Genomic DNA, 22,221 nt, shown 5'->3' with positions numbered 1-22,221 from the left:
CTGGCCGGGGGGGTCCAGTACGCCGCGGCTTATCGGCTCAAGCACTGCAGCCTCTGGAATACTGGGTCGCCCGGTCAAGCCGGGCGACGACAGTTTTCAATGCGGCCGCCCCCTCCGAAAGCGCAAGACACCGCCGCCGCAATCGCGTTGACTTTCCGACCTCGCCTCCCAATACTTCGCAAAAAACAAATACCCGTCGCAAATGACGGCTTCAGGGGAGGACGCGATGCCGACTTCACGCAGGACGCTGCTGAAGACTTCAGCGGCTGCCGCCGCTGCTTTCAGCTTCGATTGGACACGCGCGCAGGCGCAGGCCGAAACGGTCCGGATCGGCGTAATCTACGACCTGACCGGCCCGTTCGCCGCCGGCGGCTCGGTCGCCTCCTCGATCGGCACACAGATAGCGATCGATCTCGTCAACGAAAAGGGCGGCGTGGGCGGCAAGTACAAGATCGCGCCGGTCAACGTCGATTCCCAAAGCAAGCCCGATGTCGCGATCAACGAGGCCAATCGGCTGATCGACCAGGAGAAGGTCGACATCCTCAACGGCGTGTTCGCGAGCTCGCACGCGGTGCCGCTCGCCGCCAAGGTCGAGCAGCAGAAGCGGATCCTCTGGATCACGACTGCGGTCTCGACCGCCGTGTTCAAGGACAAGAACCTGCAATACGTGTTCCGCGCGCAGATCCATTCCGACCAGTACGGCCAGGCTTTCGGCGGCTTCCTCGGCGAGCACGCCAAGGCCAGGCTCGGCATGGAGCCGAAAGACGTCAAGGTCGCGCTGATCCATGAGGACGGTCCCTATGGCGTCGGCGTGGCCGCCGCCGACGAAATGTTCGCGAAGGAAGCCGGGCTGCAGGTCGTGCTCAAGGAAGGCTATTCGGCCTCCGCGCCCGATCTCTCGGTGCTGGTGACCAAATTGAAGCGCGCCAAGGCCGACATCATCTCGCATGCTGGCTACAACCCCGACATCACGCTGTTCCTGCGCCAGGCGCGCGAGAGCGGGCTGAAGTTCAAGATGCTGTTCGGCGCCGGCGCCGGCTACAGCCAGCTCGACAAGCTGCGCACGACGTTCGGCGCCGACATCGACAATTTCTGCAACATCGACCCTGTCCCCGCGCAGCTGCTCGATCCGGCCAAGCTGGCGCCGGGGGTCGGCGACCTCACCAAGGTGATGGTCGCGCGCTATCGCGAAAAGACCAGCGCCACCGAAGTACCGCCGCACTGCTCGATGGGCTTCAACCAGACCTGGGTCCTGCTCAACAATGTGCTGCCGGTCGCCAAGGAGAAATATGGCGGCTTCGATCCCGAGGCGATCCGCAAGGCCGCGCTCGATGTCGACATCCCGCCGGGCGGCACCATCCAGGGCTATGGCGTGAAGTTCTATCCGCCGGGCACGCCGATGTCCGGCCAGAACGAACGTTCGACACCAGTCGTGATGCAGAACGCCGGCGAGCGCATCACTGTGGTGTGGCCGACGAATATCAGGACGCAGGACCCGGTATTCCCGCTGCCGAAGGGCTCGGTGTACGGGGCGTAGGGTTGGCGCGTTTGTTGCGGCTCGCTGGAAAGCTATCCCCGTCATCCTGAGGAGCCCGCACTTGCGGGCGTCTCGAAGGATCGACGGCCACCGGCCGGGCCGTGCATCCTTCGAGACGCACTACGCGCTCCTCAGGATGACGGGTCTGGCGTGAGTATACGCGGGTAATCTCGTTGTTCCCGCCACCCTACAACACCACCCGCCGCCCCTCGTCCGCCGCCCAATAGCCGGCGTAGTTCACCTTCGTGGTCTCATACGCCAGCGCGAGGTCGGCGAGTGGCTGCCGGCCGGTCGCCACGCATTCCATGAAGTCCTGGATCTCCTGCAGATAGCCGCGGGTCCATTCTTCCTCAAGGCAGACATACTGCCAGCCGGTTTTGCGATCGACCTTCTCGGTGATGTAGACCGAGGCGAGCTTTTCTTCTGATGTCTGGTAGCTCACAAGGTGCGTGTTCGGCGTGATGTTGGCGAACAGCGAACCGCCTGAGGTGTAGGTCTCGATCAGGTTGCGCACGCCGCCCATGATCATGTCGCCGGAAAACACCGTCGCCTTGGTGCCGTCGGAGAAACTCGCGGTCAGCGTGCCCCAATCCTCGACGTCGACCGGATTGGCCTTGATGTAGGCGCGCTCCTCGGGCTTCAGACCGGCCGTAACGTTGCCGACATCGCAGGTGACGCTGGCAACGTGTATCGACTCGCCGCGCGCGCGGGCCTCGACCTGCTTGAGATAGAGCACGGCCGATAAGGGATGGCAGCCCATCCGGATCAGTGAGCCGCCGCCGGTCATCGCCCACTCTGCGGCGTGCGCGGCATGCGAGCCGGAATGGCTCTCCTCGCCCTTCATGAACAGGATCTTGTCGCCTGTGGCGCGGATGATCTCCGCGGTCTTGGTCACGGCGGGCGCGTAGATCCAGTCCTCGGCATACATGAAGAGTTTTCCGCTGCGCTCGATCGCGGCGCGGGTCTGCTCCATCTCCTCCATCACCCGCTGGTACATCTGCGCCTTCGGGACGTTCTTGCCGATCGGCGCCTTGTCGCCCTCGCGCCCGAAATAGCCGCTGAACGGCTTCTCGCAGATCACGTGCTTGCCGGCCTGCATCGCCTCCACAATCATCGCGGCGTGCAGGTTGGGCGGCGTGCAGATATCGATGACGTCGAGCTCACGGTCGGCGACCAGCTCGGCAAAGCTGCGATAGGCATTCGGGATTCCGTGCTTGCGCGCGAAGTCATTGACATGGTTGCTGCGCGCCGCGACCGCCCTCACCTCGACATCGACGCCGTAGACGCGTCGATAGGCAACCATATGCAGCTCCGACACGAAGCCGCACCCGGCCAGACCGATCCTGATTTTTTTCATTCAATGCTCCCGCCGTTCAGGCGGGCGCAGAGTAGCGTGCGGCCATCACGGCGTCGAACGCATTTGCCATCGCGGCATGCGGCGGGGTTAATCCCGTGAACAGCTTGAACGCATCGGCCGAGGCGTTGATCGCCAGCTCACGTCCGGTCAGGACGCTGGCGCCTTTGGTTTTTGCTGCGGTCAGCAGCGGTGTCCAGAGCGGCGTGTAGACCGCGTCGGCGACCCACATCGCCGGATGCAGCAGCGCGTCCGGCACCGGCGTATCGCGGCTCGGCAGCATGCCGACCGGCGTTGCATTGACGAGACCGGCGGCCCCTTCCACCGCGGTCGCGACGCTTGTCGCGTGGACCGCACCGCGATCCCGCAACTGGGCCGCAAGCTGCGCGGCCTTGGCGGCATCGGCGTCGAAGATCCTGATCCCGGCAACGCCGAGGCCGGCGAGCACAAACGCAATCGCCTTGCCGACACCGCCGGCACCGATCAGCGCGATCGGACCGCGCGGCGCTGACGCAAGCAGCGGTGCGATCGCACGCGCGAAGCCTGTGGCATCGGTGTTGTGCCCGACCAGACGCGCGCCACTGGCGACGATGGTGTTGACCGCGCCGATCGCGCGCGCATCCGGCGCGAGGTCATCGAGCAGATCGACGACCGCTTCCTTGTAGGGAAAGGTAACGTTGACGCCGGCGAAGCCGAGCCGCCTGACGCCCTCTAACATGACCCGCAGATCGTCGCGCCCAGCGCCCGTCACCTCGATGAGCTGGTAGTGACAGTGAACGCCGAGCGCGGCTGCGGCCTGCTCATGCATCGCGGGCGCCGCCGAATGCGCGATCGGATACCCGATCAGACCAGTCAGGAAGCGATCGCGCATTATCCCTCACATCGGAAGTGCTCAGCTCATGCGGTCGAGCCGAGCATAGCTGTCTTCCATGCCGTGCTCCATGCCGGTCGCAAGCATCGCCGCGCGCGTCTCGGCATCCGGCAGCGTCATCCGCATCGTCATCACGGTGCCGCTGCCGTCGGGCGCAAACCGCGTCTCGACACGATTGTCGGGCGTCGGATCCGGCAGGTGCATGCGCTCGATATGCACGATGCGGCTGAACGGTTCGAGCTCGACATATTCGCCGGTCAGATGAAAGCCGCCGCCCTTGCCGTCGGTCCATTCGTAGCGGATCTTGCCGCCGGGCCTGAGCTCGCTGACGCAGACCGGCATGGTCCAGCCTTCCGGACCGAGCAGCCACTTCTGCAATAGCTCCGGCTCGGTATGCGCGCGATACACCGCTTCGGGCGGCGCGACGAAGCGCCTGGTGACAATGATATAGCGGTCGCCTTCGGTCTTCAGCGTCAACTTGCTCATGGGATACCCTTCATTTCTCAGGCTTCATTGCGGCCAGCACTCCGTCCAGCCGGTCGTAGTTGGTTTCCAGCGCCCGCCGCAGCATGCCGAGCCATTGATCGATCTCGGCGACCGCCGTCGGCGCCAGCCGGCACGGCCGCTTGGTGCCTTCGACGCGCCGCACGATCAGGCCCGCGCCTTCGAGCACCTTGAGATGGCGGGAGATCGCGGGTTGGGTCATCTCGAACGGCTCGACCAGCTCCATGACAGTCGCCTCGCCTAAGGCGAGACGCGCCAGGATCGCCCGGCGGGTCGGGTCGGCGAGCGCGGAAAAGGCGGCGTCGAGGTTGGGCATGCTTGATCTCGCATCTGTTATATAACTAGCTTGCTATATAACTGATCGCGCATAGTCAAGCAGAATCCGCTGCGGCGAAGGCGCGCAGCGGATTTGGGTCGTTCCTTCAATGCTGGATTTGCGTGCCGCCAGGCGCGGTCAACGGCTAGACGTCGAAGAACACGGTCTCGTTGTCGCCCTGCAGGTGGACATCGAACGTGTAGACGTTGCCCGCACCCGCCTTGCGCCTGGCGATCAAGGTGGCGCGGCGGTCGGCCGGCACCAATGCGAGCACGGCATCGCCGGCGTTGCCGGCTTCGTCGTCGAAATAGATCCGGGTATAGAGGTGCAGCAGCATGCCGCGCGCGAACACCGCGAGCAAGATGTGCGGCGCCTGCGGCTTGCCGTCGGCGTCAGGCACCACGCCCGGCTTGATGGTGTCGAACGAATAGAAGCCGCTCTTGTCGGTGCCGCAGCGACCGAAGCCCTTGAAGCTGGAATTCGGCAGCGCGCGCGCATCCTGCGGATCGGAGAAACGGCCCTGGCTGTCAGCCTGCCAGATCTCCAGCATGCAGTCCGGGATCACGGCGCCGTCGCCGTCATAGACGATGCCCTCGACGCGGATGCGTTCGCCCGAGGCGTCAGGCGTCAGGAGATTGCTGGTGAAGGCGTCGTTCCATTCGTACTCGCCGTTCGGCGTCAGGCCGTATTTGAAATAGGGGCCGACGGTCTGCGAGGGCGTGATTCCATCAGGACGCGGGTTCGACACTTATTTGGTCTCCATCGGCGTGGCGTTGCGCCCGCGCAGCACGATATCGAAGCGATAGCACAGCGCCCATTCCGGCTGGGTGTTCTCAAGATCGAACGACGAGATCATCCGCGCCCGCGCCTTCTCGTCGGTCACCGAGTTGAAGATCGGATCGAACGGGAACAGCGGATCGCCGGGGAAATACATCTGCGTGACCAGACGCGAGACGAAGGAATGGCCGAACACCGAGAAGTGGATATGGGCGGGACGCCACGCATTGTCGTGATTGCCCCAGGGATACGCGCCCGGCTTGATGGTGATGAACTTGTAGTAGCCCTTGTCATCGCTCTGTGTGCGGCCGGCGCCGGTGAAGTTGGGATCGAGTGGCGCCGGATGCTGGTCGACGACGTGGATGTAGCGGCCGCAGGCATTGGCCTGCCACAGCTCGACCAGCGTATTCGGGACGCCGCGGCCGTCCTCGTCGCGCACATGACCGTGCACGATGATGCGCTCGCCGAGCGGCTCACCCTTGGCCTGGATGGTGAGATCATTGTCGTGCGCGCGCACCGTCTCGTGACCATAGGCCGGCCCGGTCAGCTCGGAGAGCGTGTGCCGCATCGGGATCAGCGGCTTCTGCGGCGAGCGCTTGAGCGCGCTCCGGTAGGCCGGAGACAGCCGCGCAGGATGAACGCTGTTCGAAGTGACCGGATAGATCAACGTCATGTGTCTTCTCCAGACGGGTTCGCCGCCAGCCACCAGCCCGACGTCAGGCCGGCGCCTTGAAGTCATACGAGATGCGCCCGGCCGGCAAATAGAACAGCGCGATGACAGCGCCGCCCCTCACTTCCGGATAATGCCGGCTGCCGGGATCCGGCGCGGTCCAGCCCGGTCCTTGCCAGCCCTGCAACCCCTTCAACTCGGCGCCCTTGTCGAGGGGAACGACGAGGTTGAGTTCGCCATAGGGATGGCCGTGATATTGCCCGCGCAGCACGTCGTGATCGTCCTCGTCCTTGAAGCGACGCGGATCGGTGCTATTCATGTAGACTGCGGTGATGCTGAACTGGAACGTTTCCGGGACCGGCTCGAGGATGCGGCTGCGCCGATAGTTCGGGCCTTCGACTTCCTGGTTCGCCGCCCAGCCCTCCTCGACCCCCATTTTGATGAGACGCGCGAGATCCTGGTAGAGCGCGCTGCCCTCTCCATAGGTCTCGTTGAGCCATCGCTCCATCGCCGCGCTCGGCGTCATGTCCTTGACTTCGCGCAGAAACGGAATGCTGCGTTCGATAAGCTGCTCACGGCTTCCCATGGCTGTCTCCTGTTCTAGTTCTCGAAACCCTTGAAGGAGGCGAACGCCTCCAGATCTGCACGCGGCATCAGCCGCGCTCTCGCCTGATGCTTGGGATGTCCCATCGAGATCCCGCAGGCCACCATCTGCTCCGCGGGGATCGACAGGGCCGGGCGCAATATCCGGTGGTACTTGGCGAAGGTTTCCTGCGGACATGATTGCAGTCCGCGGCCGACCGCCGCCAGCATCACGTTCTGGATGAACATGCCGAGATCGAGCCAGCTGCCCATCGCGAGGCGACGGTCGATGGTGACGATCAATCCAACCGGCGCACCGAAGAACGCAAAGTTCTTCGCGGTCTGCCTGCTCCGCGCCGCCATGTCGCTCTGTGCGATCCCGAGCGAGTCATAGAACAATCGCCCGAACGTCTGGCGGCGACCAAGATACGGCTCCGGAAACGCGCTGGCGTAGTATTGATATTCGGAGACGTGCTCGTTCGGCTCGGTCTCATACGCGTGCAGAAGCGCAGCCGACACTTCAGCCTTCGCTGCGCCTGCCAGCACGTAGACGTGCCAGGGCTGGATGTTGGCGCCGCTCGGCGCAAAGCGCGCCACACGCAGGATCTGCTCGATGGTCGATCGCGAGACGGGACTGCCGGAGAACTCACGGCAAGAGAGCCGGCCGGCGATCACCTCGTCGATCGGATTGCGCGCAAGCTCGCACGTTGCGCCCTGCTCGATCACGACTTCTTCAGAAGCGGACATCCGCCGTCCTCCATCGGTCTGAAGGCCTCTTCCCCGGGGATGGTGGCTAGGAGCTGGTAGTAGTCGAACTGGTACTTCGACTGCTCCGGCGACTTGACGCGGAACAGATACATGTCGCGGACCAGCCGGCCGTCCTGCCGGATCTTGCCGTTGCGGGTCATGAAATCATTGACAGGCAATTCGCGCATCTTCGCGGCAACGGTCGGCCCATCGAGCGTGCCGGCGGCCTCGACCGCCTTGAGGTAGTGCATGACTGCGCCATAGGTGCCGGCATGGATCATCGACGGCACCTTCTTCGTCTTCTCAATGAAGCGCTTCGACCAGGCCCGCGTCTCGTCGTTGAGATCCCAGTAGAAGGCCGAGCTGAGCATCAGGCCTTGCGCGCTCGGGAGCCCAAGACTGTGAATGTCGTTGATGAAGACGAGCAGGCCGACAAGCTTCTGCTCGCGCGTCACACCGAACTCCCCCGCCTGCTTCACGGCGTTGACGAAGTCACCGCCGGCGTCAGCGAGCGCGATCACGTCCGCCTTGGAGGCCTGCGCCTGCAACAGGAAGGACGAGAAATCGGGCGTATTGATCGGGTGCTTGACGGCGCCAACGACCTTGCCGCCGGTGGCATCGATCACCTTGCGGCTGTCGGCCTCGAGCTGCACCCCGAGCGAATAATCGGCTGAAACGAAAAACCAGGATTTGGCGCCGAGACGCGAAATCGCTTTCGTCGTCCCCTGCGACAGCGCGTAGGTGTCGTAAGTCCAGTGGATGCCGGTCGGCGAGCACTCGTCGCCGGTCAGGCGGGAGGTGGCCGCGCCGGTGGCGAGAAACAGCTTCTTCTTGTCACGAGTGATACCCTGCACGGCCAGCGCCACCGCGGAATTCGGCACGTCGAGGATCGCCTCGACGTTCTCGTTCTCCAGCCACCGGCGGGTGATCGCAGCACCGATATCCGCCTTGTTCTGGTGATCTCCCGCGACGATCTCGATCGAGCGCCCGAGCACCTTGCCCTTGAAATCGTCGATCGCCATCTGCGCCGCGACGACCGAGCCCTGACCGCCATTGTCAGCGTAGAGCGACGACATGTCGGTCAGCACGCCGAGCCTGACCGGCCCGTTCTGCGCCATCGCCGGCGCTGCGAGCATCATGAGCGCCAGCGCCAACCCGAGCGACTTGCACGCGCCACCATGGTCCGATTGCACTGAGGCATTCATCTGTTGCTTCCTCCCAACCCGGCGCCGGCAATCTTGGCCAGAACGCTGGATTGCGGAAGTGAAAGTCTTGCAGGGTGATCCTGAACCGCCTTCAGAACGCGGACCGCGGCGATGCGGCGACGCGCGCTCGGACAATCCGATCGGTTGCATCGGCCGGGCGGCTGGCCTTAACTGCGCGCGATCGCAGAATTTGATCGAGGCGCGCGATCCGCAACAGACGGGACTCTCGGCGTGTCCGTTTCCTTCAAGACCCTGGACCTGAACCTGCTCAAGGTGTTCGACGCCGTCATGGAGGAGCGCAGCGTGCTGCGCGCCAGCCAGAAGGTCGCGCTGAGCCAATCCGCCGTGAGCCACTCGCTGGCGCGGCTGCGCGAGATGCTGGATGACGAGCTGTTCGTCCGCACCGCCACCGGAATGCAGCCGACGGCGCGCGCGCTGACCATGGCGCCGCAGGTGCGCCAGGCGCTGCGATCGCTGGAAGCCGCGGTCGAGTTGCCGACCTTTGCGCCCGCGGTCTCGACCAAGCCGTTCACGCTCGCCGCCAACGACTTCACCACGATGGTGCTGGCGCCGCCGCTGCTGAAGATCCTGAGCCGGGAAGCGCCGGCGATCGACCTCACCATCAAGCCGGTGACGCGGATCGATCTTGCCGAGCAGATCGATCTCGGCCGCATCGACGTCGCCATCGGCGTGTTCTCGTCGCCGCCGAGCCGCTTCCGCACGGCGCTGCTGTTCGAATATGACGACGTGCTGATCGTCGGCAAAAAGCGCAAGCTCGGCCGGCTCGACAAGGCAAAGCTCGCGAGCTTGCCGCTGGTCGTCGTCTCCTTCGGCGGCGAGCAGGAGGGCGCGATCGGCGGCTTCATCTCCGAGCGTGGGCTCGCCAGACGTTCCGAGATGTACGACCGCCCGGCGCTCGAACGGGCGCTGGCCGACAGCGACCGGCCGCCACGGATCGCGGTCTCGCTGCCGCATTTCCTTGCCCTGCCCGCGCTGCTGATCGATTCCGAATTGGCGGCGATCGTCCCGCGGCCGCTGGCGCGGGCGCTCGAGCAGGCCCATGCGATCACGACCCATGAACTGCCCTACACCACGACCCCCGTGGAGGTTCGGCTGCTGTGGCACGAGCGCGTCGAGGGCGAACCGTCGCACGAATGGCTTCACGAGGTGCTCCGGCGCGCCACCGAGGAGCTTAGGCGCGGCCGCTAGCGGCCGCGCTCGATCCACGATCATCGGCCGACACTCATTGCGCGGCCATGACGCCTGATATCGGCACCCAGCGCTCGCCGTCGAAACGCTGCGGCCGCAGCGAGGTGATCAGGCGATAATCGTCCGGGCTGCTGTTGACGGTGATGCCCGGGATCAGGCCCGGAAGCGCAAGGTTCTTCAGCGCGGTCGCCTGCTTCATGATGTTTTGCCGGGACAGATCGTCGCCGCAGGCCTCGATGACCTTGGTCATGAGGACCGCGACGTTCCATCCGGTGAAGTTGAGCTGATCCTCGATATCCCCCTCGGGATAGTATCTCTTCATGAAAGCCAGCCACTCCAGATAAGCGGGATCGTTGGCCCATTCGGGATCACCGACCGACTTGGTCGGCGTCGCCGAGATCGCGCCCTTGGCGTTTTCGAGCCCGGCCGGCTTGAGGATGGTCGGCACGAAGTTGCTGCCGATCGGCAGGAACTGCTGCGCATGCCAGCCAAGCTCACCTGCCTGGCGGATCGCCTGCGAGGTGAACTTGCCGGTCGACGCATTGAGAAAGACGTTGGCATTGGTGCTGGCGAGCGCAACGACCTGCGAATCGACCGTCGGCGACGTGACCTCGTAGGGCGAGGCCGCGACGATCTCGGCCTTGGGATCGAGCCGGGCCAGTTCGGCCTTGAAGCTGCGCAGATACTCGCGGCCGTAGTCGTCGTTCTGGTACAGCACGGCGACGCGCGAGGCCGGCGTGTGCTCGGCCACCAGCCGCGCGTAGATCGCAGCCTCGGTGCTGAACAACGTCATCCCCGAGATGGTGTAGGGGCTCGTCTTCGGATCGGCAAAGCGCTCGCTGGCCGCGAACACGAACAGCTGGGGGATCTTCTTGGCGTTGAGATATTTCTGGACCGCGGCATTCTGCGCCGTCCCCATGCTGCCGAAGATCGCGACCGCCTCGTCGTTCTCGATCAGCCTGCGGGTCTGCTCCACGGCCTTCGGCGGGCTGTAGCCGTCATCGAGCGAGATCAGCTTCACTTTGTGGCCGTTGATGCCGCCGCGATCGTTGATCATCTGGAAATAGCGGGTCTGCACCTTGCCGACCGCGCTCAGCGCCGATGCCGGCCCGCTATAGGGCATGGTCTGGCCGAGGATCAGTTCGGTCTCGGCCGCCTTGGCCGGGCCACAGGCGGCCACGAAAGCCGCGAACAAGACAATCGCGCGAAGTCCGCGCATGAGGCTCCTCCCTGTTTTCTTACCTGGAATATTCTTCCTAGGAAGATAAATGTCAACTGGAACGTAAAGCGGCAAATGGCCGCTTACGGCGCGAGACGTGGGGCTTGCAGCGAGACGAGGCACTTGCGGGGCGACACGTCAGTTCGACGGTGATAAATTGCCGCGACGCATGATGCCGGCGCCGTTGGCCCGGGAGGGGATTGGAAGGAATGAAGAAGAGCAGCGTGTCACGCCGCGCCGAACCTGCGATCAAGCAGCCCACGCCCGACAGCACCCTCTACGACGACATCGAAGCCGCCTGGCTGGCGCAGCGCCCGGACCTCGACCTCGCCGCGGCCTGCACATTGCTGCGGCTGGAGCGCGTCAACCAGCTGCACGAACTGCGTCTGCAGCAGATTGCGAAAGCCGTCGGCCTGCAAACCGGCGAGCTCTACGTGCTGCTCGCGCTCAGGCGCTCGGGGAAGCCGTACGAGTTGCGCCCGACCGACCTATTTCGCGCGCTCCTCGTCACATCGGGCGCCATGACCAAGCGCGTGGCGCGGCTCCAGGAAGGCGGCTTCGTCCTGCGCGTCTCGGCCAGCGACGATGGCCGTTCGGAGCTGGTCCGCCTTACCGCCAAGGGTCTTGCGACCGCCGACCGCGGCATTGCCGAGGTCGCGAGGGTGGTTGAGGGCGTGACCGAGGCGAGCGGGCTCACCAAGGCGGAGCTCGCGATGCTCGACCGCTGCCTGCGCAAGCTGCTCGCCGTCAGAACCGTGAAGGCGCTGAAGAAGTCCGGCCGGCTTGCGGCAGCGGACTAGCTGCCGCTGCCTGCAACACTAGGCGACTGCCTTGTCACCGCGTTTCAGGAGCGACTTGAGATCGCATGAGCCGTCTTCGGTCTGCTCCGGTGTCGGCGAAATGCCGGCTGCGATCAGGCGCCGCGCCACCATCTGGTCGCCGGGATTGTTGATGCTGTCGACCGCGACGAGCTTGCCCTGCCGGTAGTTGAACACGGAGAACCGGCCGGCTTCGACCGTGCCGCGGATCACGGTGCGGTCGCTGCGCGCGGCGAGGCCAACGGTCTGCAGCTTGAGATCGTGCTGATCCGACCAGAACCTCGGCACGCTGTCGTAGGGCTCGTGGCTATCAGCGATCGCAAGCCCGACTGTTCTTCCCTGGTCCTGCGCGTGCTGAACCGACTCCAACCTGATCCAGCCCTCGGCAAACCGGCTGTAGTGATTGGCGCAGTCGCCGGCGGCATAGATGTCGGGGCATGCCGTCCGGCCACACTCATCGACCGCAATTCCGTTGGCGCATTCGAGCCCTGCGGCGGCGGCGAGTTCAGAATTGGCGAGGCCGCCGATGCCGACGACGACGAGATCCGCGCCAAGACGGATGCCGCCGTTCAGCTCGACCGCCGCAATCCGTCCGCTATCTCCAATGATTGCCGAAACGGCCGTACCGAACTTCACGGCAACGCCGGCCCGGGCATGAACATCGAGCAGGAAGCGCGACACCACCGGAGACACCGCCCGTTCGAGCAAACGCGACGCCGCCTCGATCACCGTCACCCGCTTGCCGAGCCTCGCTGCCGAGGACGCAACCTCGAGACCGATGAAGCCGCCGCCGACGATCACGATCTCGGAGGCCTGGCCGAGCCGCGCCTTGAGGTCGACGGCATCGGCGATCGACCTGAGATAGCAGACCCCGTCGAGGTCGGCGCCGCAGACTGCGATCTTCCGCGCACGCGAGCCGGTGGCGATGACGAGGCTGTCGAAGTCGAACGTCGCGCCGCCGGCCAACGCGACCCGGCCTGCGTTGCGATCGATCTCGACAACGCGGTGGCCCAGAAGCAGCTCGATCTTGTTGTCGGCAAAAATGGCCTCGTCGTGCATCAGGAGACCCTGCGCGGCGATCTCGTCGAGCAGAAAATCCTTTGACAGCGGTGGTCGCTGATAGGGCAGCGCGGGCTCGTCGGCGATCACGGTCACCGGTTCGGCATAGCCCGCGTCGCGCGCGGTGAGGGCCGCCTGAAGGCCGGCATAGGACGCACCGACGACAACGAGGCCGCTCATGGTTTGACGTCCGCACCGCCGACGCCTGCGGCTTCCGGCACGGTGCCGCCGTCAAGCTGCACGTAGATCTCGCCGTCGCGGATCTCGACCTTGAATGCCGCGATATCCTTGTAGGCACTCGACCGGCATTTGCCGTCACGGACATCGAACATCGCGCCATGCAGCGGGCATTCGATCACGTGCCCTTCGAGAAATCCTGATGACAGCAGCGCAAACGCGTGCGAGCAGACGTCGTCGGTTGCGAAGATGTCGTCGTCGACCTTGTAGAGCGCGACGCGGCGGTCGCCCAGCTTGAAGCCCAGCGGCTCGCCTTCCGACAGTTTCGCGGCGGCGCAGAGATGGTGCCAGGTCGATTCTTGCAAAGTCATGGGATGACCTCTCCGGGGCCAATGGAGGGATGGGCGCGGACATGGCCGCGCCCGGGCTTCCGATCAACGGGGAATCTGCCGCCAATCCTCGGAGGCGGAGGCGAGCCGGCCGCCGACCGCACGGATGTCCTTGTAGGACATGGTCTCGCTCTGGCCGCTCTTCGGCGCCTTGCCGGCCATGAAGCCGCGCACCTCGTCGAGCAGTTGGCGTCGCACCCTGACGATCGCCTGGTCCGCCGAGCAGAGATATTCCTGCGAACGGTCGACGATCGGGCCCATGCTAACCATCACCACGAAATCTTCGATGACGATTTCGTGGAAGCCGGTGCTGTTGCCGGCGTCCATGATCTGGCGGTTCTGACCCCAATTGGTGCTTTGGTCGCCCGGCAGGCCGCCGGCCATCGGCCACTGGTTGGCGCGCTGCACCTTGCGCCAGGAATCCACCGGCTTCTCCGGATTATAGAAGATGTACCACTGGATCAGGTTCTCGTCGTCGATCGGCACCGCGATGATCGCGGTGCGATCCTGCTGCGGTCCGGAGAAGATCGGCGCGATCAGGCCGTAATAGGGCATCACGAACTCGGTGACGCGCGCGAGGCACGATCCATCCGGCGCCGTGCGCAGCGCCGCGGCGCGGAAGCCATAGGACTTCTTCTCGAACTCGTAGCCGACTTCGGTGTTGACGCGGGTGGCACCGAAATCGGTCGACGATGTCGCGGTCCAGCTCTGGTGCAGCAGCGCGACATGCGAGGAATCGATGGTGGCCTCGACGCCCTGCAGCCAGTTGGCATTGAGCTCGATGCCGGCCGCGTAAACCTGGTCCGGCGGCAGATCCATCCACTCGAAGTCGGGCGCGGGCGGCGCCGTGCCCTCGCCGAGCCAGACCCAGAGCAACCCGGCGCCTTCCCGCACCGGATAGGCTTTCGCCCTGACGGTCTTGGCGAACTCCCTGGGGTTGTTCGGCTCGTTGGGAACATCGAGCACCTCGCCGTGCGCATTGATCTTCCAGCCGTGAAACAGGCAGGTCAGCGAGCAGTCGTCGACCCGCGCCAGCGCCAGCGACGCGCCGCGGTGCGGACAGGCCTCGTCGAGGAAGCCGACGGTGCCGTCCTTGCCCCTGAACGCCACGAAGTTGCGGCCGAACAGCTTGACCCGGACGGGCGCCTCGCCCTTGCGCACGCGCACCGAGAGCACGGCGGGCAGCCAATAATGCTGCCGCAGCATGCGTCCCATCGGCGCGTCACCCGTGACGCGGCACAGCAATTCGTTCTCTTCCCTGGTGACCATCGCGAAACCTCCCTGGTTGACGCCTTCAACGTTCTGCGTCTAATATCTTCCTAGGAAGATTATTGTCAAGATATCTTCCGAAGAAGCCATATCGGGAGATCGCATGACCAAGGAACGCCTCAAGGATCGCATTGCGCTGGTGACGGGAGGAAGCCGCGGGGTTGGAAAGGGCGTGGCGATCGGTCTCGCCGAGGCCGGCGCGACCGTGATCGTCACGGCGCGCACGCGCAACAGCGGCGGATCGGAGTGGCCCGGCTCGCTGGATGAGACCATCGCCGCGATCGACGAGGCCGGCGGCCGAGGCATCGGCCTGCTGTGCGATCATTCCGACGACGGTTCGGTGCAGGAGGTGTTCGACCTGATCCGGCGCGACCACGGCCGGCTCGACGTGCTGGTCAACAACGTGTTCGCGGCGCCGAACGTGATGCCGGTCAATGTGCCGTTCTGGCAGGTTCCGGCGTCGCTGTGGGACACCATGCACCGCGTCGGCCTGCGCTCGCATTTCGTCGCCAGCCAATTCGCGGTGCCGCTGATGCTGCCGCAGGCGCGCGGCCTGATCGTCAACACCTCGTCGGGCGGCGGCGTCAGGTACACGTTCAATGTTCCGTTCGGCGTGCAGAAATCAGGCGTCGACCGGATGGCGCGCGACATGGCGCATGAGCTGAAGCCGTTCGGCATTGCCGCGGTCTCGATCTGGCCCGGCTACATCAAGAGCGAGAAGCTTGCGGCACAGCCCGACCGGGTGCCGCCGGCGCTCGCCAAACTGATCGCCGAGCGCGGCGAGACACCGCTGTTCGCCGGGCGCGCAGTCGCCGCACTCGCCGGCGATCCCGAGATGATGGCCAAGAGCGGTCAGATCCTGCTCGCCTCGGAGCTCGCGGCCGAATACGGCTTTACCGACATCGACGGCAAGGTCCCGCCGCCGCCGAGCCGCGATCCCGCACCGCTTGCCGTGTTCAAGCCAGCCATCGCGACCTGAGAGCGGCCGATCAGACGTCGAAGAACACAGTCTCGTTGTCACCCTGCAGGCGAACGTCGAACGTGTAGGTGTTGCCGGAGCCTGCCTTGCGCCTGGCGATCAAGGTGGCGCGGCGATCGGCCGGCACCAATGCGAGCACGGCATCGCCGGCGTTGCCGGCTTCGTCATCAAAGTAGATCCGGGTGTAGAGGTGCAGCAGCATGCCGCGCGCGAACACCGCGAGCAGGATGTGCGGCGCCTGCGGCTTGCCATCGGCGTCAGGCACTGAGCCCGGCTTGATGGTGTCGAAGGCGTAAGCGCCGCTCTTGTCGGTGCCGCAGCGGCCAAAACCCTTGAAGGAGGAATTCGGCAGCGCGCGTGCATCCTGCGGATCGGAGAAACGGCCCTGACTGTCAGCCTGCCAGATCTCCAGCATGCAGTCCGGGATCACGGCGCCGTCGCCGTCATAGACAATGCCCTCGACGCGGATGCGCTCGCCCGAGACGTCAGGTGTGAGCAGATTGTTGGTGAAGGCGTCGTTCCATTCATACTCGCCGTTCGGGGTCAGGCCGTATTTGAAATAGGGGCCGACGGTCTGCGAGGGCGTGATTCCATCAGGACGTGACACGTTACTTGGTCTCCATCGGCGTGGCATTGCGGCCGCGCAGCACGATATCGAAGCGGTAGCACAGCGCCCATTCCGGCTGGGTGTTGTCGAGATCAAACGAGGAGATCATCCGCGCCCGCGCCTTCTCGTCGGTCACCGAGTTGAAGATCGGATCGAACGGAAACAACGGATCGCCGGGGAAGTACATCTGCGTCACCAGACGCGAGATGAAGGAATGCCCGAACACCGAGAAGTGGATATGGGCGGGACGCCAGGCGTTGTGGTGATTGCCCCACGGATAGGCGCCCGGCTTGATGGTGATGAATTTGTAGTAGCCGGATGCATCGGACTGCGTGCGGCCGGCGCCCGTAAAATTCGGATCGAGCGGCGCCGGATGCTGGTCAACGACGTGGATGTAGCGGCCGCAGGCATTGGCCTGCCACAGCTCGACCAGCGTGTTGGGCACGCCGCGGCCGTCCTCGTCGCGCACGTGTCCATGCACGATGATGCGCTCGCCGAGCGGCTCACCCTTGGCCTGGATGGTGAGATCGTTGTCGTGCGCGCGCACCGTCTCATGGCCGTAAACCGGCCCGGTCAATTCCGAGAGCGTGTGCCGCATCGGAATCAACGGCTTCTGCGGCGAACGCTTTACGGTGGAGCGATAGTCCGGCGACAGCCGCGCCGGATGGGCCGCAAGCGATTGCAGCGGATACAACAGGGTCATGGCGAATTCCTCCGCGGCCCGCGCGCCCCGCGAGCCCACTTCAGATCATTATATTGCATAACAAAATTGGGGAAGGGCTGTTTTCATCCCCTCCAAGCTATTGGATTAGTTCAATTTTTCGATCGCGACCGCAACGCCCTGGCCGACCCCGACGCACATAGTTGCCAAGGCAAGCTTCCCGCCCCGCTTCTCCATGCCGTGCACGGCGGTCAAAACCAGCCGCGCGCCGCTCATGCCGAGCGGATGGCCGAGCGCGATCGCGCCACCATGCGGATTGACGAAATCGGCGTCTTCCTTGACGCCGAGCTGGCGCAGGCAGGCGATGCCCTGCGAGGCGAAGGCCTCGTTGAGCTCGATCAGATCGAAGTCCGACACCTTGATGCCGAGCCGCTCGACCAGCTTCCTGGTCGCCGGCACCGGGCCGATGCCCATGATGCGCGGCGGCACCGCGGCCGAGGCAAGGCCGAGGATTTTTGCACGCGGCGTCAGGCCGTGCTTCTTCACAGCGGCTTCCGAGGCGAGGATCATCGCGGCGGCGCCGTCATTGACACCGGACGCATTGCCCGCGGTGACTGTGCCCGGATTGCGTACGATCGGCTTCAGCTTGGCGAGAGCTTCGAGCGTGGTCTCCGGCCGCGGATGTTCGTCCTTGTCGACAGTGATCGGGCCCGCCTTGCCGCCGGGCACCTGGACCGGCACGATCTCCTCGGCGAAATAGCCCGACGCGATCGCGGCGCCCGCGCGCTGCTGCGAGCGGATCGCCATCGCATCCTGATCGGCGCGCGACACCTGGAATTCCTCGGCGACGTTCTCGCCGGTCTCCGGCATCGCATCGACGCCGTACTGCGCCTTCATCAACGGATTGATGAAGCGCCAGCCGATCGTGGTGTCGTAGATGTCGGACGAGCGCGAGAAGGCCTCCGCGGCCTTGCCCATCACGAACGGCGCGCGCGTCATCGATTCGACGCCGCCCGCGATCGCAAAATCGATCTCGCCGGCGCGGATGGCGCGGGCCGCCGCACCGACCGCGTCGAGACCGGAGGCGCAGAGCCGGTTCAGGGTCTGGCCGGGAACCGATTCCGGCATGCCGGCGAGCAGGAGCGCCATGCGCGCGACGTTGCGGTTGTCCTCGCCGGCCTGGTTGGCGCAACCGAAATAGACCTCATCGACCTGATTCCAGTCGAGCGTCGGGTGCTTGGCCATCAGCGCCTTGATCGGGGCCGCCGCGAGATCGTCGGCGCGCACCTTGGCGAGCGAGCCGCCGAAACGGCCGATCGGTGTCCGGACGGCATCGCAAATGAACACATCACGCATTGAATCTCTCCCTGAATGCCGCGACTTAGGCGCTGGGTCGGCTGGAACTTGAGGGAAGTTTTAGGAGCGTGCCCGCGGCAGGTCAATTGACGTGGCTGCCCGCCCTGCACGCATTACCGTGAGGGCTATCATAATGGCACCGTGGACAGGGTGGAAAACTCCGCCTTCGCGGATAGGACCGCATGGCGAAATTCTGTAGTTTCCGCCACCTCATGACCATTCAGCAGCCCATCCCCGTTCCGCCCGAAGCCACTGCCGCCGAGGCGCCGTCGCGCGTCACGCCGATGATGGAACAGTACCTGGAGATCAAGGCCGCCCACCCCGGCCTGTTGCTGTTCTACCGGATGGGCGATTTCTACGAGCTGTTCTTCGAGGATGCCGAGATCGCCTCGAAGACGCTCGGCATCGTGCTGACCAAGCGCGGCAAGCATCAGGGCATGGACATCCCGATGTGCGGCGTTCCGGTCGAACGTTCCGAGGACTATCTGCATCGCCTGATCGGCGCCGGCCACCGCGTCGCGGTGTGCGAGCAGACCGAAAATCCGGCCGAGGCAAAGGCCCGCGGCAACAAGAGCGTGGTCCGCCGCGGCGTGGTGCGGCTGGTGACGCCGGGCACGCTGACCGAAGACACGCTGCTCGACGCCCGCACCAACAATTACCTGATCGCGATCGCGCGCGCCCGCGGCTCGGCCGGCGCGGATCGTCTCGGCCTTGCCTGGATCGACATCTCGACCTCCGAATTCATGGTGACGGAGTGCGCGACCGCGGAGCTTGCGGCGACGCTGGCGCGGATCAATCCGAACGAGGCCATCGTCACCGACGCGCTCTATAGCGACAACGAGCTCGCACCGACCTTGCGCGAGCTGCCGTCGGTCACGCCGCTGACCCGCGACGTGTTCGACAGCGCCACCGCCGAGCGGCGGCTGTGCGACTATTTCGCGGTCGCGACCATGGATGGCCTGTCCGCAATGTCGCGGCTGGAAGCGACGGCTGCTGCCGCGGCCGTCACCTATATCGACCGCACCCAGGTCGGCAAACGTCCGCCGCTGTCGCCGCCGGCGCGCGAGGCTGCCGGCACCACGATGGCGATCGACCCGGCGACCCGCGCCAACCTCGAACTGACGCGGACGCTCGCCGGCGAGCGCCGCGGCTCGCTGCTCGATGCGATCGACTGCACCGTCACCGCAGCAGGCTCGCGCCTGCTGGCGCAGCGCCTTGCCGCGCCGCTCACCGATGTTGCCGTGATCGCGCGGCGGCTCGATGCGGTCTCCGCCTTCGTCGCGGATTCCGCGGCGCGCGAGGACGTCAGAACCGTGCTGCGCGCGGCGCCCGACATGTCGCGCGCGCTGGCGCGGCTCTCGGTCGGCCGCGGCGGCCCGCGCGATCTCGCCAGCCTGCGCGATGGCATCCTTGCCGCCGACCAGGCGCTGGAGCTGCTCGCGCAGCTCAGCAATCCGCCGGCCGAAGTGTCGACCGTGATGGCGGCGCTGCAACGTCCCTCGCGCGATCTGGCACGGGAATTCACCCGGGCACTCTCCGAGCAATTGCCGCTGATCAAGCGCGACGGCGGCTTCGTGCGCGAAGGCTATGAGACCGCGCTCGACGAGAGCCGGAATTTGCGCGATGCCTCGCGCATCGTCGTCGCCGCGATGCAGGCGCGCTATGCCGAGGACACCGGCATCAAGACGCTGAAGATCCGGCACAACAACGTGCTTGGCTATTTCGTCGAAGTCACCGCGCAGCACGGCGACAAGCTGTTCGCGCCGCCGCTGAATGCGACCTTCATCCATCGCCAGACGCTCGCCGGGCAGGTCCGTTTCACCACCTCGGAGCTCGGCGAGACCGAGGCCAAGATCGCCAATGCCGGCGAGCGCGCCCTCAATCTCGAGCTTGAGATCTTCGAACGGCTCAGCGCGATGGCGCTCGCCGCCAGCGACGATCTGCGCAACGCCGCGCATGCCTTTGCGATGCTCGACGTCGCGACCTCGCTGGCGAAGCTTGCGATCGACGACAATTATGTGCGGCCCGACGTCGACGGCTCGCTCGGCTTTGCGATCGAGGGCGGCCGGCATCCGGTGGTCGAGCAGGCGCTAAAGCGCAACGGCCAGCCGTTCATCGCCAATGCCTGCGATCTGTCGCCTGCGCCGGGACAGAAGTCCGGCCAGCTCTGGCTGATCACCGGTCCGAACATGGCCGGTAAATCGACTTTCCTGCGCCAGAATGCGCTGATCGCGCTGCTGGCGCAGATCGGCTCCTACGTGCCGGCGTCACGGGCGCGGCTCGGCATCGTCGACCGGCTGTTCTCGCGCGTCGGCGCCGCCGACGATCTGGCGCGCGGACGCTCGACCTTCATGGTCGAGATGGTCGAGACTGCCGTGATTCTCAACCAGGCGAGCGAGCGGTCGCTGGTCATCCTCGACGAGATCGGCCGTGGCACGGCGACCTTCGACGGCCTGTCGATCGCCTGGGCCGCGATCGAGCACCTGCATGAGAGCAATCGCTGCCGCACGCTCTTTGCCACCCACTATCATGAGCTGACAGCGCTCTCGGCGAAGCTGCCACGGATGTTCAACGCCACGGTGCGGGTCAAGGAATGGCAGGGCGACGTCGTGTTCCTGCACGAGGTGCTGCCGGGCTCCGCCGACCGCTCCTACGGCATCCAGGTTGCGAAGCTCGCCGGCCTGCCGCCCGCGGTGATCACGCGCGCCAAATCGGTGCTGGCGAAACTCGAGGCCCAGGACCGCGGCCAGACCGCGCGCGCTTTGGCCGACGATCTGCCGCTGTTCGCGGTCCCGTCCCGCGCTGCCAGTGAGGACAAGCCGCCGAGCGAGGCCGATCTGCTGGTCGAGGCGGTGAAGGCGCTGCATCCCGACGAAATGTCGCCGCGCGAAGCACTCGATGCGCTGTATGCGTTGCGGGCGAAACTGCCGAAGCAGTAGCGGTGCCGTAGGGTGGGTTAGCGAAGCGTAACCCACCGATTCTTGCGCAAGACATGGTGGGTTACGCCTTCGGCTAACCCACCCTACGCTTTCGACGTCTTCACGCTCTTCCTTCGCCCGAGCTGCCACAGCACCAGATTCCACACGATGCAGGTGGCGAGTGCGCAGCAGAGGCCGATCGGCGAGCCGAATTGCGCGACCGCGATATGCAGCACGGCGATGCCAAGTCCGAAGCCGAGCAGGCCCCAGGCGCTGTTAGCGAGCACGGCGGCGGTGGCGGGGCCGCCGATCCGCGGATGCAAGATCAGCATCATCGAGGAGAACACGATCGGAAACAGCGCGATCACGCCGGTGACGCGCGGGCCGACCCAGGTCGACGCAGTGACGACCGTGCCGACCAGGCTCGCGACCAACGCGGCGCGGAGCGGAATGTCGTACCAGCGCCGCGCGATCAGCGGCATTTTCGCTACGTGTCGATAGGGCTTGAGCAGCGGAATGCAGATCGCAAACGCAATGGCGTTGAGGATCAAGCCGCCGGCAAGCGTCCACGCGAACTGGCGGATGATGGTGCCCAGTACGAGCCACAACGCGATCGCCGAGCCCGCGCTGATCCACATGCCGCGGCGCTGCGCCAGCACCGCATAGGTGAGGCCCATGAAGATCGTGGCCGCATTGACCGGCAGGCTCGACAGCGCGCCCTCAGCGATAAAGGCGGCGTCATGGTCGAGCGCAAGGAAGGTGTAGGACGGCCCGGCCGAGATCGGCAGGGTGGCGATCAGTGCGCCGATCACCGGCCCCGAACGTTCCGTGATGATGGACGCGCTGACCACGAAGGCGGCCGCAACCGCCATGCGCAGCACGAGGAGCAGGACGAAGTGGAGTTCGGGGGACATCGAGCGTCGTCCCGGCGCAGGCCGGGACCCATAACCACGAATGGGCGTGAGGAGCGAAAGCCGTCGGGCAGCGCGGCTTGAAC

22 protein-coding genes are annotated in these 22,221 nt (G+C 65.3%); 5 read left to right on the top strand and 17 right to left on the bottom strand.

What is annotated here, in order from left to right:
- Positions 1–226 precede the first annotated feature (226 nt).
- Complete coding sequence (locus tag BraRD5C2_RS23595) at positions 227–1,537, top strand: ABC transporter substrate-binding protein (RefSeq protein WP_050404758.1); 1,311 nt, start codon at positions 227–229, stop codon at positions 1,535–1,537.
- A gap of 187 nt (positions 1,538–1,724) precedes the next feature.
- Here BraRD5C2_RS23595 and BraRD5C2_RS23590 read toward each other — a convergent pair whose 3' ends face one another.
- From BraRD5C2_RS23590 to BraRD5C2_RS23550, 9 genes are all read right to left on the bottom strand, one after another.
- Positions 1,725–2,894, bottom strand: coding sequence for a Gfo/Idh/MocA family protein (locus BraRD5C2_RS23590; RefSeq protein WP_223971977.1), 1,170 nt, complete (start codon positions 2,892–2,894; stop codon positions 1,725–1,727).
- 16 nt (positions 2,895–2,910) lie between these two features.
- On the bottom strand, positions 2,911–3,762 hold the full coding sequence (locus BraRD5C2_RS23585; RefSeq protein WP_223971974.1) for a shikimate dehydrogenase: 852 nt from the start codon (positions 3,760–3,762) through the stop codon (positions 2,911–2,913).
- Positions 3,763–3,783: 21 nt separating this feature from the next.
- Positions 3,784–4,248: an SRPBCC domain-containing protein gene (locus tag BraRD5C2_RS23580; protein WP_223971971.1), complete on the bottom strand. Its 465-nt coding sequence runs from the start codon at positions 4,246–4,248 to the stop codon at positions 3,784–3,786.
- A 10-nt stretch (positions 4,249–4,258) separates the two neighbouring features.
- Positions 4,259–4,582 carry an ArsR/SmtB family transcription factor gene (locus BraRD5C2_RS23575; RefSeq protein ID WP_173640060.1) on the bottom strand — a complete coding sequence of 108 codons (324 nt, stop codon included), beginning with the start codon at positions 4,580–4,582 and terminating at the stop codon, positions 4,259–4,261.
- A 145-nt stretch (positions 4,583–4,727) separates the two neighbouring features.
- Positions 4,728–5,330 carry a protocatechuate 3,4-dioxygenase subunit alpha gene (pcaG, locus tag BraRD5C2_RS23570; RefSeq protein WP_223971969.1) on the bottom strand — a complete coding sequence of 201 codons (603 nt, stop codon included), beginning with the start codon at positions 5,328–5,330 and terminating at the stop codon, positions 4,728–4,730.
- A complete protein-coding gene (gene pcaH / locus BraRD5C2_RS23565; RefSeq protein ID WP_223971967.1) occupies positions 5,331–6,032 on the bottom strand; it encodes a protocatechuate 3,4-dioxygenase subunit beta in 702 nt (233 codons plus the stop codon).
- Between the two features lie 43 nt (positions 6,033–6,075).
- Positions 6,076–6,615, bottom strand: a complete 540-nt coding sequence (locus tag BraRD5C2_RS23560; protein ID WP_223971965.1) for a 4-hydroxylaminobenzoate lyase — start codon at positions 6,613–6,615, stop codon at positions 6,076–6,078.
- A gap of 14 nt (positions 6,616–6,629) precedes the next feature.
- Positions 6,630–7,358, bottom strand: coding sequence for a nitroreductase (locus BraRD5C2_RS23555; RefSeq protein WP_223971963.1), 729 nt, complete (start codon positions 7,356–7,358; stop codon positions 6,630–6,632).
- On the bottom strand, positions 7,334–8,563 hold the full coding sequence (locus BraRD5C2_RS23550) for an ABC transporter substrate-binding protein (RefSeq protein ID WP_223971961.1): 1,230 nt from the start codon (positions 8,561–8,563) through the stop codon (positions 7,334–7,336). The genes BraRD5C2_RS23555 and BraRD5C2_RS23550 overlap by 25 nt, the downstream gene beginning before the upstream one ends.
- 231 nt (positions 8,564–8,794) lie before the next feature.
- Here BraRD5C2_RS23550 and BraRD5C2_RS23545 point away from each other — a divergent pair, with 231 nt between their 5' ends.
- Positions 8,795–9,772 (top strand): LysR family transcriptional regulator, encoded by a 978-nt coding sequence (locus BraRD5C2_RS23545; protein WP_223971959.1) that lies wholly within the window; start codon positions 8,795–8,797, stop codon positions 9,770–9,772.
- Positions 9,773–9,806: 34 nt separating this feature from the next.
- On the opposite strand, the gene BraRD5C2_RS23540 is transcribed toward BraRD5C2_RS23545, so the two are convergent.
- Positions 9,807–10,991 (bottom strand): ABC transporter substrate-binding protein, encoded by a 1,185-nt coding sequence (locus BraRD5C2_RS23540; protein WP_223971957.1) that lies wholly within the window; start codon positions 10,989–10,991, stop codon positions 9,807–9,809.
- Positions 10,992–11,200: 209 nt separating this feature from the next.
- On the opposite strand from BraRD5C2_RS23540, the gene BraRD5C2_RS23535 reads away from it, so the two are divergent.
- The gene (locus BraRD5C2_RS23535; protein WP_223971954.1) at positions 11,201–11,791 is read left to right on the top strand and encodes a MarR family winged helix-turn-helix transcriptional regulator; all 591 of its coding nucleotides are present in this window, start codon (positions 11,201–11,203) and stop codon (positions 11,789–11,791) included.
- Between the two features lie 18 nt (positions 11,792–11,809).
- Here the strand turns inward: BraRD5C2_RS23535 and BraRD5C2_RS23530 are convergent, their stop codons facing one another.
- The 3 genes from BraRD5C2_RS23530 to BraRD5C2_RS23520 form a co-directional block, all read right to left on the bottom strand.
- Positions 11,810–13,048 (bottom strand): NAD(P)/FAD-dependent oxidoreductase, encoded by a 1,239-nt coding sequence (locus tag BraRD5C2_RS23530; RefSeq protein WP_223971951.1) that lies wholly within the window; start codon positions 13,046–13,048, stop codon positions 11,810–11,812.
- On the bottom strand, positions 13,045–13,416 hold the full coding sequence (locus BraRD5C2_RS23525; RefSeq protein ID WP_223971948.1) for a non-heme iron oxygenase ferredoxin subunit: 372 nt from the start codon (positions 13,414–13,416) through the stop codon (positions 13,045–13,047). The genes BraRD5C2_RS23530 and BraRD5C2_RS23525 overlap by 4 nt, the downstream gene beginning before the upstream one ends.
- Positions 13,417–13,479: 63 nt before the next feature.
- Entirely contained in the window at positions 13,480–14,703 is a 1,224-nt protein-coding gene (locus BraRD5C2_RS23520) for a Rieske 2Fe-2S domain-containing protein (RefSeq protein WP_223971946.1), read from the bottom strand.
- A gap of 103 nt (positions 14,704–14,806) precedes the next feature.
- Here BraRD5C2_RS23520 and BraRD5C2_RS23515 point away from each other — a divergent pair, with 103 nt between their 5' ends.
- A complete protein-coding gene (locus BraRD5C2_RS23515; protein WP_223971944.1) occupies positions 14,807–15,682 on the top strand; it encodes an SDR family NAD(P)-dependent oxidoreductase in 876 nt (291 codons plus the stop codon).
- A gap of 10 nt (positions 15,683–15,692) precedes the next feature.
- Here BraRD5C2_RS23515 and pcaG (BraRD5C2_RS23510) read toward each other — a convergent pair whose 3' ends face one another.
- From pcaG (BraRD5C2_RS23510) to pcaF, 3 genes are all read right to left on the bottom strand, one after another.
- Positions 15,693–16,289: a protocatechuate 3,4-dioxygenase subunit alpha gene (gene pcaG / locus BraRD5C2_RS23510; protein WP_223971942.1), complete on the bottom strand. Its 597-nt coding sequence runs from the start codon at positions 16,287–16,289 to the stop codon at positions 15,693–15,695.
- Position 16,290: 1 nt separating this feature from the next.
- Entirely contained in the window at positions 16,291–16,992 is a 702-nt protein-coding gene (gene pcaH, locus BraRD5C2_RS23505) for a protocatechuate 3,4-dioxygenase subunit beta (RefSeq protein ID WP_223971940.1), read from the bottom strand.
- A 105-nt stretch (positions 16,993–17,097) separates the two neighbouring features.
- A complete protein-coding gene (pcaF, locus tag BraRD5C2_RS23500) occupies positions 17,098–18,306 on the bottom strand; it encodes a 3-oxoadipyl-CoA thiolase (protein WP_223971939.1) in 1,209 nt (402 codons plus the stop codon).
- 212 nt (positions 18,307–18,518) lie between these two features.
- Here pcaF and mutS point away from each other — a divergent pair, with 212 nt between their 5' ends.
- A complete protein-coding gene (gene mutS / locus BraRD5C2_RS23495) occupies positions 18,519–21,245 on the top strand; it encodes a DNA mismatch repair protein MutS (protein ID WP_223972548.1) in 2,727 nt (908 codons plus the stop codon).
- 83 nt (positions 21,246–21,328) lie between these two features.
- On the opposite strand, the gene BraRD5C2_RS23490 is transcribed toward mutS, so the two are convergent.
- Positions 21,329–22,138: a hypothetical protein gene (locus BraRD5C2_RS23490; protein ID WP_223971937.1), complete on the bottom strand. Its 810-nt coding sequence runs from the start codon at positions 22,136–22,138 to the stop codon at positions 21,329–21,331.
- Between the last annotated feature and the right edge of the window lie 83 nt (positions 22,139–22,221).

The organism is Bradyrhizobium sp. RD5-C2, assembly GCF_019972155.1.
Lineage (GTDB): Bacteria > Pseudomonadota > Alphaproteobacteria > Rhizobiales > Xanthobacteraceae > Bradyrhizobium.
This window is presented reverse-complemented; position numbering and strand designations above follow the sequence as displayed.

Excerpts from the sequence above, each read along its gene's own strand:
- BraRD5C2_RS23595 (WP_050404758.1), top strand. The coding sequence starts at position 227 with ATGCCGACTTCACGCAGGACGCTGCTGAAGACTTCAGCGGCTGCCGCC.
- BraRD5C2_RS23590 (WP_223971977.1), bottom strand. The coding sequence starts at position 2,894 with ATGAAAAAAATCAGGATCGGTCTGGCCGGGTGCGGCTTCGTGTCGGAG.
- BraRD5C2_RS23585 (WP_223971974.1), bottom strand. The coding sequence starts at position 3,762 with ATGCGCGATCGCTTCCTGACTGGTCTGATCGGGTATCCGATCGCGCAT.
- BraRD5C2_RS23580 (WP_223971971.1), bottom strand. The coding sequence starts at position 4,248 with ATGAGCAAGTTGACGCTGAAGACCGAAGGCGACCGCTATATCATTGTC.
- BraRD5C2_RS23575 (WP_173640060.1), bottom strand. The coding sequence starts at position 4,582 with ATGCCCAACCTCGACGCCGCCTTTTCCGCGCTCGCCGACCCGACCCGC.
- pcaH (WP_223971967.1), bottom strand. The coding sequence starts at position 6,032 with ATGACGTTGATCTATCCGGTCACTTCGAACAGCGTTCATCCTGCGCGG.
- BraRD5C2_RS23560 (WP_223971965.1), bottom strand. The coding sequence starts at position 6,615 with ATGGGAAGCCGTGAGCAGCTTATCGAACGCAGCATTCCGTTTCTGCGC.
- BraRD5C2_RS23555 (WP_223971963.1), bottom strand. The coding sequence starts at position 7,358 with ATGTCCGCTTCTGAAGAAGTCGTGATCGAGCAGGGCGCAACGTGCGAG.
- BraRD5C2_RS23550 (WP_223971961.1), bottom strand. The coding sequence starts at position 8,563 with ATGAATGCCTCAGTGCAATCGGACCATGGTGGCGCGTGCAAGTCGCTC.
- BraRD5C2_RS23540 (WP_223971957.1), bottom strand. The coding sequence starts at position 10,991 with ATGCGCGGACTTCGCGCGATTGTCTTGTTCGCGGCTTTCGTGGCCGCC.
- BraRD5C2_RS23535 (WP_223971954.1), top strand. The coding sequence starts at position 11,201 with ATGAAGAAGAGCAGCGTGTCACGCCGCGCCGAACCTGCGATCAAGCAG.
- BraRD5C2_RS23530 (WP_223971951.1), bottom strand. The coding sequence starts at position 13,048 with ATGAGCGGCCTCGTTGTCGTCGGTGCGTCCTATGCCGGCCTTCAGGCG.
- BraRD5C2_RS23525 (WP_223971948.1), bottom strand. The coding sequence starts at position 13,416 with ATGACTTTGCAAGAATCGACCTGGCACCATCTCTGCGCCGCCGCGAAA.
- BraRD5C2_RS23520 (WP_223971946.1), bottom strand. The coding sequence starts at position 14,703 with ATGGTCACCAGGGAAGAGAACGAATTGCTGTGCCGCGTCACGGGTGAC.
- BraRD5C2_RS23515 (WP_223971944.1), top strand. The coding sequence starts at position 14,807 with ATGACCAAGGAACGCCTCAAGGATCGCATTGCGCTGGTGACGGGAGGA.
- pcaH (WP_223971940.1), bottom strand. The coding sequence starts at position 16,992 with ATGACCCTGTTGTATCCGCTGCAATCGCTTGCGGCCCATCCGGCGCGG.
- pcaF (WP_223971939.1), bottom strand. The coding sequence starts at position 18,306 with ATGCGTGATGTGTTCATTTGCGATGCCGTCCGGACACCGATCGGCCGT.
- mutS (WP_223972548.1), top strand. The coding sequence starts at position 18,519 with ATGACCATTCAGCAGCCCATCCCCGTTCCGCCCGAAGCCACTGCCGCC.
- BraRD5C2_RS23490 (WP_223971937.1), bottom strand. The coding sequence starts at position 22,138 with ATGTCCCCCGAACTCCACTTCGTCCTGCTCCTCGTGCTGCGCATGGCG.